At 50.8% G+C, this 12,905-nt stretch carries 12 protein-coding genes; 5 read left to right on the top strand and 7 right to left on the bottom strand.

The genetic code is table 11. The features are described 5' to 3' along the window. The first annotated feature begins 3 nt into the window (after window positions 1–3). Window positions 4–810, top strand: a complete 807-nt coding sequence (gene rna / locus NA197_RS09960; RefSeq protein ID WP_064042997.1) for a ribonuclease I — start codon at window positions 4–6, stop codon at window positions 808–810. A 234-nt stretch (window positions 811–1,044) separates the two neighbouring features. Beyond that, window positions 1,045–1,455, top strand: coding sequence for a nucleoside diphosphate kinase regulator (rnk, locus tag NA197_RS09955; protein ID WP_000089748.1), 411 nt, complete (start codon window positions 1,045–1,047; stop codon window positions 1,453–1,455). Window positions 1,456–1,535: 80 nt separating this feature from the next. Here the strand turns inward: rnk and NA197_RS09950 are convergent, their stop codons facing one another. Continuing rightward, the gene (locus NA197_RS09950) at window positions 1,536–2,774 is read right to left on the bottom strand and encodes a zinc-dependent alcohol dehydrogenase (RefSeq protein WP_023227389.1); all 1,239 of its coding nucleotides are present in this window, start codon (window positions 2,772–2,774) and stop codon (window positions 1,536–1,538) included. Between the two features lie 222 nt (window positions 2,775–2,996). Between NA197_RS09950 and uspG the strand changes: the two genes are divergently transcribed. Further along, window positions 2,997–3,425 carry a universal stress protein UspG gene (gene uspG, locus NA197_RS09945; RefSeq protein ID WP_000278499.1) on the top strand — a complete coding sequence of 143 codons (429 nt, stop codon included), beginning with the start codon at window positions 2,997–2,999 and terminating at the stop codon, window positions 3,423–3,425. Window positions 3,426–3,492: 67 nt separating this feature from the next. Here uspG and NA197_RS09940 read toward each other — a convergent pair whose 3' ends face one another. The 6 genes from NA197_RS09940 to ahpC all read right to left on the bottom strand — a co-directional run bounded on the left by NA197_RS09940 (window position 3,493) and on the right by ahpC (window position 10,349). Next, entirely contained in the window at window positions 3,493–4,260 is a 768-nt protein-coding gene (locus tag NA197_RS09940; protein ID WP_064042996.1) for a dimethyl sulfoxide reductase anchor subunit family protein, read from the bottom strand. After that, entirely contained in the window at window positions 4,260–4,817 is a 558-nt protein-coding gene (locus tag NA197_RS09935) for a 4Fe-4S dicluster domain-containing protein (protein ID WP_001250381.1), read from the bottom strand. Before NA197_RS09935 ends, NA197_RS09940 begins: the two co-directional genes overlap by 1 nt. After that, window positions 4,814–7,093: a molybdopterin-dependent oxidoreductase gene (locus NA197_RS09930; protein ID WP_064042995.1), complete on the bottom strand. Its 2,280-nt coding sequence runs from the start codon at window positions 7,091–7,093 to the stop codon at window positions 4,814–4,816. The genes NA197_RS09935 and NA197_RS09930 overlap by 4 nt, the downstream gene beginning before the upstream one ends. Beyond that, window positions 7,086–7,646: a TorD/DmsD family molecular chaperone gene (locus NA197_RS09925; RefSeq protein WP_064042994.1), complete on the bottom strand. Its 561-nt coding sequence runs from the start codon at window positions 7,644–7,646 to the stop codon at window positions 7,086–7,088. Before NA197_RS09925 ends, NA197_RS09930 begins: the two co-directional genes overlap by 8 nt. Before the next feature lie 332 nt (window positions 7,647–7,978). Next, entirely contained in the window at window positions 7,979–9,544 is a 1,566-nt protein-coding gene (gene ahpF / locus NA197_RS09920; protein WP_000887644.1) for an alkyl hydroperoxide reductase subunit F, read from the bottom strand. Between the two features lie 241 nt (window positions 9,545–9,785). Further along, window positions 9,786–10,349: an alkyl hydroperoxide reductase subunit C gene (ahpC, locus tag NA197_RS09915; protein WP_000052802.1), complete on the bottom strand. Its 564-nt coding sequence runs from the start codon at window positions 10,347–10,349 to the stop codon at window positions 9,786–9,788. 440 nt (window positions 10,350–10,789) lie between these two features. Between ahpC and dsbG the strand changes: the two genes are divergently transcribed. Both dsbG and citR read left to right on the top strand, forming a co-directional pair. Next, a complete protein-coding gene (gene dsbG / locus NA197_RS09910) occupies window positions 10,790–11,536 on the top strand; it encodes a thiol:disulfide interchange protein DsbG (RefSeq protein ID WP_000597122.1) in 747 nt (248 codons plus the stop codon). Window positions 11,537–11,852: 316 nt separating this feature from the next. Beyond that, on the top strand, window positions 11,853–12,755 hold the full coding sequence (citR, locus tag NA197_RS09905) for a DNA-binding transcriptional repressor CitR (RefSeq protein WP_001578022.1): 903 nt from the start codon (window positions 11,853–11,855) through the stop codon (window positions 12,753–12,755). The last annotated feature ends 150 nt before the right edge of the window (window positions 12,756–12,905 follow it).

Genomic DNA, 12,905 nt, shown 5'->3' with positions numbered 1-12,905 from the left:
ATCATGAACACAATATGGCATTACAGTCCGCTGCTGGCTGCCCTCTTAACCCCGATTTTTGCCGCCAACGCCGACGAACTTCAGGCGCAACAATACGGTGATTTCACTGGCTATGTGCTGGCGCTTTCCTGGCAAACCGGTTTTTGTCAAAGCCAGCATGAACGCCGCCATCGGGAACCCGATGAGTGCCGTCTGCAAAAAGAGCCAGCCAACAAAGCAGACTTTCTGACCGTCCACGGCCTGTGGCCAGGATTACCCAAATCTATCGCCGCACGCGGTGTTGACCAGAGACGCTGGCAGCGCTTTGGTTGTGCGACGCGGCCAATCCCGAATCTGCCTGAAGTCAAGGCCAGCCGGAAATGCTCCGCCCCCGCCCCCGGACTTTCGCCTGACATCGCGACAGCGCTTAAGGAAGTGATGCCCGGCGCGGGGGGGAATTCCTGTCTGGAGCGCTACGAATATGCCAAACATGGCGCCTGTTTCGGGTTTGATCCCAATGCCTATTTCGGCACCATGATACGGCTGGATAAGGCGATAAAAGACAGCGCGCTGGGGCAGTTTCTGGCGGATAATTACGGCAAGACCGTTAGCCGCGCTGAGTTTGATAGCGTCGTCGCACAAACGTGGGGCCAGGATAATGTCAAAGCCGTTAAAGTAAACTGCCATGGCAATCCCGCCTATTTAACAGAGATTCAGTTTTCATTAAAGGCGTCGATGATTAACGCCCCGCTCTCCTCTGCCTCATTCCTGCCGCAGCCGCATCCCGGCAACTGCGGGAAACAGTTTATTATCGATAAAGCCGGTTATTGACGAAGCAGAGGTTTAAAACCGTAGCCACATTTGAGAACACGCCCGAATGTAGACTAAAATTCACTCAGGGCTATGACGTTTGAGGATTTACCCGAATGTGAACTAAATCACTTCAAAGACGGGGTAAGTCTCAGTATCATCATGAGAGTTAAACCCTCGCCGCCAGACGGTGAGGGTTTTCTTTTGGGACCATTTACCTGCACTACTCGCAGTATCGATGACATGGAGTAAGAAATGTCCAGACCCACTATTATCATTAACGACCTTGACGCCGAACGTATTGATCGTCTTCTGGAACAGCCTGCGTATGCGGATCTGCCGATTGCCGACGCGCTCAACGCCGAACTGGATCGCGCGCAAATGTGTTCGCCACAAGAGATGCCGAACGATGTCGTCACCATGAACAGCCGCGTTAAATTCCGCAATTTGAGCGATGGTGAAACACGCGTGCGGACGCTGGTGTACCCCGCCAATATGACGGACAGCAGTACCCAGCTTTCGGTAATGGCGCCCGTCGGCGCGGCGTTGCTGGGACTGCGCGTCGGCGACACCATTCACTGGGAACTGCCGGGCGGCGCCTCCACCCATCTCGAAGTGCTGGAACTCGAATATCAGCCTGAAGCCGCGGGCGACTTCCTGCGTTAAACCATCTGCATAAGCGTTAATGCGTTTACACAGAGGATGCCTGCGCATCCTCTTTCCGTTAGCCCTTTCATTTGCCTGTTTCAGACAACGCCGCCTGGCATCGGGTTGATTACTCCCGTCGCCTGTTTCTGCGCCGCTTGTGCCGACGTCGCTCCCGGCACCAGGATAACCTTCCGGCACTCTTCTTCGCGTTTTTCGAAAATTTCGTAGCCGCGCGCCGCCTCTTCAAACGGCATATAGTGCGTGACAATCTCCTCCGGCTTCAGCAACCCTTTTTCAATAAGCGGTAATAATTCCCCCAGCCACGCGTGAACATGGGTTTGGCCCATTTTAAAAGTTAGCCCCTTATCAAAGGCGTCGCCGAATAAAAAGCCGTGAATAAAACCGGCATACACGCCGGGCACGCTGACCACGCCGCCGCGTCTGACCGCCGCGATACATTGTCGCAGCGCTTTGCCGCTGCTGCCTTCCAGTTTAAGGTTCGTCAGCACCGTCTCCGTCATGCTGCCTTTCGCTTCAAAGCCTACGGCATCAATTACCGCGTCCACGCCGCGGTGTCCTGCCGTCTGCTCGATGATTTTTTCCGCCGGATCGTTCTCATCATCGAAGTTGATCGGTATCGCGCCGTAACGTTCTTCGGCGAAACGCAGGCGCCAGGCGTGGTGATCAACGACGAAGATCTGCTCCGCGCCCAGCAGTCGCGCACAGGCGATAGTCAGTAATCCTACCGGCCCTGCGCCAAAAACCGCCACGCTGGAACCTTGCTGAATCTGGGCATTTTTTGCCGCCTGCCAGGCGGTAGGCAAAATATCAGAAAGAAACAGCGCTTTATCGTCAGATAACAGCGGCGGCACCTTAAATGGACCGACATTACCTTTTGGCACACGAACATATTCGGCCTGTCCGCCGGGAACGCCGCCATACAGATGGCTATAACCAAACAGCGCCGCCGGTGGCGGGATCTGTTTTTTATTCATCGCCGCGCCGTGTCCGTCGTTAGTGTTTTCACACGCTGAATATTGCTGTAGCCGACAGAAAAAGCAGTCACCACAGGCAATGACAAACGGGATAACGACCCGCTCCCCTTTCTGAATATTCTTTACATCATGTCCGGTTTCCACCACTTCGCCCATAAATTCATGGCCGAAAATATCGCCATGTTTTACCTGTGGGATCTTGCCGCGATAAAGATGCAAATCAGATCCGCAAATTGCGGTGGCGGTAACACGCAAAATGATATCGTCAGGCTGCTCAATGCCGGGATCGGGTACGTTTTCAACCTTTACGTGATGTGGACCGTGATACGTCAATGCTTTCATGCAGCCTCCGGGGTAACGGTGAATGTTGCGTTCGACTATAAAAGGGTAGCTATCCCGGAGAGACTGCCGGCAAAACAGGTGGCTTTAGGATTTTTCCTGGAAAATACACGACTTTTTTAACATCAGGTTGCCGTAATATTTAAAATTGCCAGACAAATAGCAGAAAGAAACATTATTATATGCTTGAATAAATTCAGTATTGATTAACAGGGAGTAACGGGTATGTATAAGACAATCATTATGCCGGTTGATGTTTTTGAAATGGAACTTAGCGATAAAGCCATTCGCCACGCTGAGTTTCTGGCGCAACAGGATGGCGTCATTCATCTGTTGCATGTACTGCCTGGGTCCGCGAGTATGAGTCTGCACCGCTTTGCCGCCGACGTGCGTCGCTTTGAAGAACATTTACAGCATGAGGCGGAAACGCGTCTGCAAACGATGGTGGGACACTTCAGTATCGATCCTTCACGAATTAAAACGCATGTTCGCTTTGGTAGCGTGCGCGATGTCGTTAATGAGATGGGCGAAGAACTGGATGCGGATGTCGTGGTAATCGGTTCGCGTAATCCGTCCATCACGACACACCTGTTGGGGTCTAACGCCTCAAGCGTGGTGCGCCATGCAACGCTGCCGGTATTGGTTGTGCGTTAACTCTGGCGGCTAAAAACTGACACGCCCTGCCAGGTCACGCCTGGCAGGGCTTTTTACTGCATCATCGTTAGTACAAATGCCCGATATTCACAATAGTACTCACCGTGTCGCCAAAAAAGACCAGCCGACTCAGAAATACGCCGACGAATAACAAGACGAACAGGAGTTTCGGGCGCGAATCACCGTGACGGCTGGCGACAAAAGCGAGCGCAAGGCAGACCAGGCTTGCCAGATAAAACGGTGAAGCCAGCCATGAACGCGCCGTCATCTGCATGACCGTTCCCCCGCTTAACCACACCAGCGGCGCCGCGATAAGTACCGCGATACACACCACAATTCCCTGGCGTAACGCAGGAACGGCAGGCCTGAGTTTTAACAGCGGAATCGCCGCGCAACCCATGACCCATACCGTAATAAAAAATAACAGCATGGTAAATCCATTAGCGATAGCCACCATCGCTGGCGCGGCGTAGGTCATCCCCTGCACCGCCACCAGTAACACGCCGAACACGGAGGCGATAAGAGCCATCGCTTTATGTCCCTTTGCCAGGAACGTTACGCCGACCGCTGCGCCAAACAACGTGGCGCCCAGGATTTCCCGACTTAACCAGGCATGTCGCAGGTTAATCAGCGCATCATAAGCGTGATCGGGATGCGCCAGATGCAGAATCGCGGCAATAGACGCCAGTGCCAGCACCAGCCCGGTGGCCAACCAATAGAAACGCTGGCCTTCCACTTCACCACGCAGCGTACGCCATGTCAGTACCAAAGCCATCCCGACAGACATCTGGCTTAATACCGTAAAAAACACCAGCGGCAGTTCATATTTTTCCATTACTTGTCCTCCGGCTGCTTAGGCTGGCGCGCCAGAATAAAGCGCGTTCCTGGATTAAGCTGTGGCATATGCGGGAACCCTGGCGGATACTGCACCGCATTATCGGGCACAGGATCGGCATCCAAATCGATAATCGACAAGGCGCCCACCGGACAGGCGTTTACGCACGCCGGATTCATACCGATATCAAGACGCTCGTAGCACATACTGCATTTTTCCGCTTTACGCGTCTCTTCATTAAAACGCGGCGCGCCATAAGGACAGTTACGAATACAGTTTTTGCAGCCAATGCAGCGCTCAGGGTTATGCACCACCACCCCATCTTCACGTTTGGTATAGGCTTCGACCGGACAGGCGGCGACGCAGGCCGGATGTTCGCAGTGGTTACAGGCCAGCGAGTAAAACGCCCGCTCTTCATGTGGATAGATGTCTTTATCCAACGGATAAACGTAGCGCCAGAAGCGATCCGGCTCCAGTTGGTTAAAGCTTTTACACGCCATAGCACAGCCGCGGCAGCCGATGCACTTATCGCTATTCACTAAAAACGCACGTCTCATGCTACGGGCTCCCCTTTACCGATCAATACAACGTCAGCAAACTGACTGTGGATAGCGGCGCCCGGCGCGCCAGTTTTCATCAGCCCCATATCAGCAGGCGTATCGGCCACGACGTTTTGCACGTTGTACTGCCGTTTCGGGAACCACGCTTCATACATCACCAGAAAATCTTCCGGTACGTTGGTGGTGACTTTTGCCCGCAGCTCAACTTCACCGGTGCCATTGAAAACTTTGACCAGATCGTTCTCGCTGATGCCCTTTTTCTTCGCGGAAGAAGGATGGATATAAACGAACGGTTCCGGGTAGAACACCTGCATCCAGTCCAGGTTGATAAACTGCGAGTGCAGGCCAAACTGCACGTGCGGCGTAAACAGATGGAAAGGCAGTTTGCTCTCGGCTTCCGGTTTGTATTCCGGCAGCGCGGTGTGGCCGTTTTTCTCCGCCAGTTCAGATTTAAATTCATACTTGCCTGACGGCGTTTTGAACTTGCGATCGTACCAGGCGGCAGAACTTGGCAGGATCGCTTTTTTCGGCCCGTCCAGCAGATCGTCCCAGGAAGAGATGCCAAACATTTTCGCCATACCGTCGTTGAACTCCTGATCCAGCCAGCGCTTGTGATCGAACTCTTGCGGGAAGGTACAGGAACCCGGCGCCATCTTATTAATGGTGCGCGACAGCATGGTAGCGATTTCAAGGTCGCATTTTGCTTCATACATCGGCTTAATCGCCGGCTGATTAATGGAAAGCCAGTAGTGCCAGTAAGAAGCATCCACGTTCCACTCTTCAAACGCGGTGGTAACGGGCAGCACGATATCAGCGTGTTGCACCGTTTCGTTGAAGAACTGATCGGCGCAGACCACCATTTCCAGTTTTTCAAACGCTTTTTTCATCTTGCTGCGATCGAAATCCTGGGCAAACGGGTTTTTACAGGCAACCCACAGCATACGAACCGGCGGATCGTTGGCCTCCAGAATCCCCTGCGCCGTCTGGTTAATATTCAGAGAGCGATCGGAGTACTGCACGGCGTCGCTGCCAGCGGCAGCCCCGAATTCACTGGTGGTGCCCGCCGCTCCCGGTATGCCAATAGCGCCCACCGGCGGCTTCTGCAGCATGGCGTTATAGTTAAAGCCCCAGGTATGCAGATGGCCATAACGCGCGCCGCCGCCTTCGACACCGATGTTGCCGGACATAGCGACAAAGGCATCGATAGCGCGAACGTTGGCGCCGCCGTTGACATGACGCTGCATCCCGTAACCAATCCAGACCGTGGCCGGCTTAACCGCCGTAAACTCTTCCGCCAGCTGGCGAATGACATCCGCAGACAGGCCGCAGATTTCTGCCGCCCATTCCACGGTGACGTTATTGCGCAGATAGGCTTCAAATTCCGGATAGCCATGAGCATCGTTGTTGACAAAATCCTGATCCACCAGGCCTTTATCCACCAGATGACGCGCCATTCCCAGCGCCAGCGCGCCGTCTGAGCCAGGCCGCACGCGCAGGTAGAGATCGGCTTTGGCAGCAGTCTGCGACAGCAGCGGGTCGATAACCACGACCTTCGCCCCTTTCTCGCGCGCCTGATAGATGTACTTCATGCTGTGCATTGAGCACCAGGCCGGGTTGGCGCCCCAGATAATGATGTATTTCGCTTTCACCATATCTTCCGGGTCGTTACACCACATGTCGCCCATGTCGTAGTTTTGCGCGTCGATACCGGCAGGCCAGCACGGCGTACCGGCAAAACGGGTGGTATAGCCAAGCGAGGACATCATCCCTTCAACGGCATAGTTCAGCACGCCAAACTTACCGGAATATTTGGTCAGCGCCAGACCGAGCATAGAACCGTCTTTTTTCTTAATCTCCAGCATTTTGGCGGCAATGCGCTGCATCGCCTCTTCCCATGAGATGCGACGCCAGTTGCCGCTACCGCGAACGTCCTGCGCCATGGGATATTTAATACGATCGGGGCTATAAACCCGGCGCGGATAGCTCAACCCTTTGACGCAAGGCGTACCGTGAGTAAATGTTGACTCCGGCGCGCCCTCCACGAAAGTAATGACCCCATCCTTTACCCACGTCTTGAGGCTACAGGTGTCATAGCAGTTACGCGGGCACGCGTTACGATAAATTTTGTACGTTTTAGGGTTAAAGGGAACAGGCGGCTGCGCAAGCGCGCATCGGGAGGTCAGTAATCCTCCGGGTAAAGCCGCAACGGCGCCCAGTGCCACTATCCCCTTTAAAAAAGAACGTCTGTTCAGATGTCCTGTCTCATTACTCATATTGATACTCTCGTTTTAATTCATCAAGCCAATAAAATAAGATGTCCGCCACCGTATATAACGTGGTCGTTTGTGCATAAGTTTTTATTTTTTCGATATATAATGGCACCCACTTTGTTAAATAGTTATTGATATATTGAGTGAGAGTAGATCGGTATGGTGACGTTTGCCGGGTATTAGCCAGTAATAGTGTGGTCAATTCCAGCACGCAGGAAATATGATCGTCAGGAATATTGTTTTCCTGATTAACTGATAATCCCAACGCTGCCATAAAATCCCGTATCTCCAGCGTCGCCTTTCCCATCACCAGCGCATCCTCTTCCAGATACACTGAAGCGAAAGGCGCAGCCAGCAGCTTGCCAGGGCCGACGAATAACGCATTAAAGTCATACTCCGCTTCCAGCCACGCCCGGTCGGTAAGGTTTACCGCAGCAGAGGGATTTAATCTCACGTAGGCAGATTTCAGTGAATGACTATCATGAGAATTAAAAAAATCACGCAATGTAAGCCCTGTTTTTTCTAATTCCGTCAGTGATTCATAGATTGAATCCATGAATAAATAACCTCACATACAAATGCAATATAAATCAAGAAAAAAGAATGGGCATGTTAGCGGAAGCGCTTAATCTTTCTTTGATAAAAAAACAGAAAAATTCCAGTTAAATCCGTAGAAGGCTTTTTTATTGTTTCAAAGTTTAAAAACAGAAGACCGTTGAAATAAAAAACCGTCTGTTATTAACAGACGGTTTCAGGGTATTGATAATGAAGAAGGTGTTTTAGCCGGCGGCGTTCCCCAGGCATAAACGCCGCAGGCCCGAATAGCTTACACTATCGGGCCATTTACGATGGCCAGTTAACTGACCTTGCAGGTGTGCTTACTTCTTTTTATGCGATTTTGGTACGAATCAGATAATCAAAGGCGCTCAACGAGGCTTTCGCCCCTTCGCCGGTGGCGATGATAATCTGTTTGTAAGGAACGGTGGTACAATCGCCTGCGGCGAAGACGCCCTTAACGCTGGTTTCACATTTGGCGTCAATAATGATTTCGCCCATGCGGTTACGCTCAAGCGCGCCTTCCAGCCAGTGGGTATTCGGCAACAGACCAATCTGCACAAAAATTCCTGCCAGCGCGACGCTATGAATATCGCCGCTGACACGGTCACGATACTCCAGTCCCACCACTTTCGAACCGTCGCCCTTCACTTCTGTCGTTTGCGCATTCAAAATGATATCGACATTTTTCAGGCTACGCACTTTGTCCTGTAGCACCTGATCAGCCTTCATCTCCGGCGCGAACTCCAGCAACGTAACGTGTTCTACAATACCTGCCAGATCGATAGCCGCTTCGACGCCGGAGTTGCCGCCGCCGATGACCGCCACACGCTTGCCTTTAAATAACGGACCGTCGCAGTGCGGGCAATAGGTGACGCCTTTGGTGCGATACTGATCCTCGCCCGGCACATTCATATTGCGCCATTTCGCGCCGGTGGCGATGATGATACTGCGCGCTTTCAATACTGCGCCGGACGCCGTTTCAATCTGATGCAGGCCGCCTTCTGTCGCTGCCGGAACCAGTTTACTTGCGCTCTGGCTGTCGATAACGTCAACGTCGTAATCGCTGACATGCGCTTTCAGCGCGCCCGCCAGTTTCTGGCCTTCGGTTTTCGGCACCGAGATATAGTTTTCGATATCCACGGTATCCAGCACCTGACCGCCGAAGCGCTCGCCCATCAGACCGGTACGGATGCCTTTGCGCGCCGAGTAGACCGCCGCCGCCGCGCCCGCCGGGCCGGAGCCGACAATCAGCACGTCATACGCATCGCGTTTGTTCAGCGCTTCCGCCGCACGTTTTTCTGCGCCAGTATCCACTTTAGCGACAATCTCGGTCAGAGTCATACGTCCCTGGCCGAACTCTTTACCGTTGACAAACACCGCCGGAACGCCCATCACGTTACGTTCGGTGATTTCGTTCTGGAAGGTGCCGCCATCAATTGCCGTATGTTTAATACGCGGGTTCAGCACCGCCATCAGGTTCAGCGCCTGCACTACGTCCGGGCAGTTATGGCAGGAGAGTGAATAATAAGTTTCGAATTCAAAATCGCCGTCAATATCGCGAATCTGCTCCAGCAGCGACTGCGCTTCTTTTGACGGATGACCGCCGGTCCACAGCAACGCCAAAACCAGCGAGGTAAATTCGTGGCCCAGCGGAGAACCGGCAAAGCGCGGCCCCTGCTGAGAGCCTGGATTCGTAATCAGGAAAGACGGCTTGCGCACCGGCAGAGTATTGTCTTCTTTAAATGTGACTTTGTCGGACAGCTCGGCGATTTCAGCCAGCAGTTCCTTGATTTCCGCCGATTTAGCGCTGTCATCCAGCGTGGCAATCAGCTCAACAGGTTTGGTCAGTTTCTCAAGGTAAGCCCTGAGCTGGGTTTTCATATTTGTGTCGAGCATTCTTCTTCCCTCTCTGAAAACATCATCATGCAAGCCGACTTCGTGGGACTGCATTAATGCAACTTGCGTCATGGTGCTGAAATGAAATGGGCGCGGGTGCGCCCATGACTGAAACAATTCCCAAAGTATTTCACGTCAGAGTAAGGCGGCTAGCCTGAGAATCCCCGGGAGCTTACTGAAGTAAGTGACCGGGGTGAGCAGGCGACGCCAACGCAGCTATGGCGTGAAAGACGACGGAAATTTAAATTTTACCGACCAGGTCTAAGGATGGAGCCAGAGTCGCTTCACCTTCTTTCCATTTCGCCGGGCATACTTCGCCTGGGTGAGCGGCAACATACTGTGCTGCTTTAATTTTACGCAGCAGGTCAGACGCGTCACGGCCGATACCTTCAGCGGTAACTTCGATCGCCTGAATGATACCCTGCGGGTCAACAACAAAGGTCGCACGGTCTGCCAGGCCTTCATCTTCACGCATGTTGTCGAAGTTACGGGTCAGGGCGCCAGTCGGGTCGCCGATCATCGCATATTTGATTTTTGCGATAGTTTCAGAGCTGCTGTGCCATGCTTTGTGCGTGAAGTGAGTATCGGTTGAGACGGAATAAACGTCTACGCCCAGCTTCTGCAGTTCTTCGTAATGGTCGGCAACGTCACCCAGTTCAGTCGGGCACACAAAGGTAAAATCGGCCGGGTAGAAGAAGAAGACGCTCCAGCGGCCTTCGGTATCTTTCTCGGTGACTTCAATGAATTCACCGTTTTTGAACGCCTGGTTTTTGAAAGGTTTGATTTTGGTGTTAATTAAGGACATCTATACTTCCTCCGTGTTTTCGTTGAGGAGTAAGTTAACGAAATTTTGCTGATTCGGCTAATGCGTTTCCATTATCAAATCAATAAGCGTTAACTAACAACCCGATTCGGGCGACATTGTGAACACTGCGCCCTGTCAGCCATCTAAAGTAAAAAGGCCGCCTGACAGGCGGCCCCATTACCTGAACTACCCGTAGGTAACTTCAGAGCCAGTACGACTCGTCTTGCAAATGGCAGGCGTATTGCCTGCCACTCGAAATCCATAGCGTATATGCTGGCTAAGTGTTGCGCTCTACATTACCTTAACAAAGGCTGTAACAGCGAAAAGGATTACATCACCCCAGCATAGAAAGGGCAATCCTGGCACGCCAGCTCTTACCTATGTCTGCGATAGGCATCATCATTAATACTCTTTTCGCTTTGATATTAAAAGGAAAAAATATGATTAAACGTACATTGCTGCTTGCTATGCTGCCCATTCTCGCCCACGCGGAAGAACTGCCTGCGCCGGTTAAAGCCATTGAAAAACAGGGTATAACTATCCTGAAATCCTTCGAGGCGCCGGGGGGCATGAAGGGCTATCTCGGAAAGTATCAGGATATGGGCGTCACGATTTACCTGACGCCGGACGGTAAACACGCGATTTCCGGCTATATGTATAATGAAAAAGGTGAAAATCTTAGCAACGCCCTGATAGAAAAAGAGATCTATGCGCCAGCCGGACGTGAAATGTGGCAGAAAATGGAAAAAGCGTCATGGATACTCGACGGTAAAAAAGACGCGCCGGTGGTGCTGTATGTCTTCGCCGACCCTTTCTGCCCCTATTGTAAGCAGTTTTGGCAACAAGCTCGTCCGTGGGTCGAATCCGGCAAGGTACAATTACGCACATTACTGGTCGGCGTGATTAAACCGGAAAGCCCGGCCACAGCCGCAGCGATTTTAGCCGCGAAAGACCCGGCGAAAACCTGGCATGACTATGAAGCCTCCGCAGGAAAGATGAAGCTGGAGGTTCCGGCGTCCATCCCCCCGGCGCAGATGAAAGTCATTAATCAGAATCAGCAGTTAATGGACGATCTTGGCGCTAACGCGACGCCAGCAATTTATTACATGAATAAAGATAAGATTTTGCAACAGGTTGTTGGTTTACCGGAAAAAGCGCAACTGGACGCCATGATGGGGCAGCCTTAACGCAGAAATTAGCAAGGCAGAAGCTTAACCGTACCCCGCCCGACAGCGCTACGTTTGTCGGGCCAACCTCCTCCCGGTATTAACGCGACGCCAGACCAGCATGTCATCCGGCACAGCCTTTTTAGGCTAGCGGCGTGATTATATCAGTGTAAGTTATGTTCGCCTTTACCGTAATTATTTACTCGCTAAAATATTCATAACTGTGGTATTTTAGTTTAAATAAACTCTACATTAAGTTTAATAAACATAATTCTGGTAAATTATTGAGATTAAGTCATAATCATGGGAGATACCATGATAATGCCGGGAAGATACTATGGCTAACCTTTACGACCTTAAAAAATTTGATCTTAACCTGTTGGTTATATTTGAATGTATCTATCAACATTTAAGCATTAGCAAAGCAGCGGAAACACTCTATATTACACCTTCTGCCGTCAGTCAGTCATTGCAACGCCTGCGCACGCAATTCAATGATCCTCTATTTATTCGTTCAGGCAAAGGAATTACGCCTACCGTAACAGGCATTAATTTACATTATCATTTAGAAAATAACCTTAACAGTCTGGAACAAACTATTAATATAATGAATCAGTCCAGCCTGAAGAAAAAATTTATTATCTACAGCCCACAGCTGTTGATCACTCAATATGCGATGAAATTAGTTAAATATATCCGCAAAGATCCACAGGTTGAAATTGAACATCACGACATTTTGACCACTGACGAACTGCCTGAAGATCTGCTTGCCTACCGCAAAGCAGATGTTGTGGTTTCAATGGCCCCACTTAATAATCGTTCTATTGTTTGTACTCACTTTAATAGGCTAGAATGTATCCTGGTTTGCAGTGAAAACCATCCCCGACTAGGCGACACCGCCACTATCGATGAAATTCTACAAGAGTCATTTACGCAACTCGTCTCCCGGGCAACCGGTATGAAAGAGTATCATTCACTTATAGATGATGTGCTGGGGGAGAGAATAATTGGTTTAAGAAGCAAATCGGTGATGACTATCGCCAACTCCATCAGCTCCACGGAGCTTATTGGTTTTTTACCACAAACATTTGTTGACTATTACTCTTCCTCTATCAAACTTAAAAAAGTCGCCACACCTTTTACCATTGCTCCTATACAATTCTATCTTATGTACAATAGAGCTTCGCTGAATAATAGCGGATTTGCTGAGCTCATTGAGCACATCACAAAAAAGCGTTAATAAGGAGATCAGAGAACGAGTAATAATATAAATTAAGTGTATACATTCGTAGAATGTATTTACTTAGAGAATATAATAAGACATTGCAAGTTCATATAATCAGATTATCCTTTATGTTAATTATTGCGAATATATTGTAGTTAACACATT

The sequence above is a fragment of the Salmonella sp. NW884 genome (assembly GCF_051700745.1).
Taxonomy (GTDB): Bacteria; Pseudomonadota; Gammaproteobacteria; order Enterobacterales; family Enterobacteriaceae; genus Salmonella; species Salmonella enterica.
Note: the sequence above shows the minus strand (reverse complement) of the source record. Positions and strands in the feature narration are given on the sequence as shown.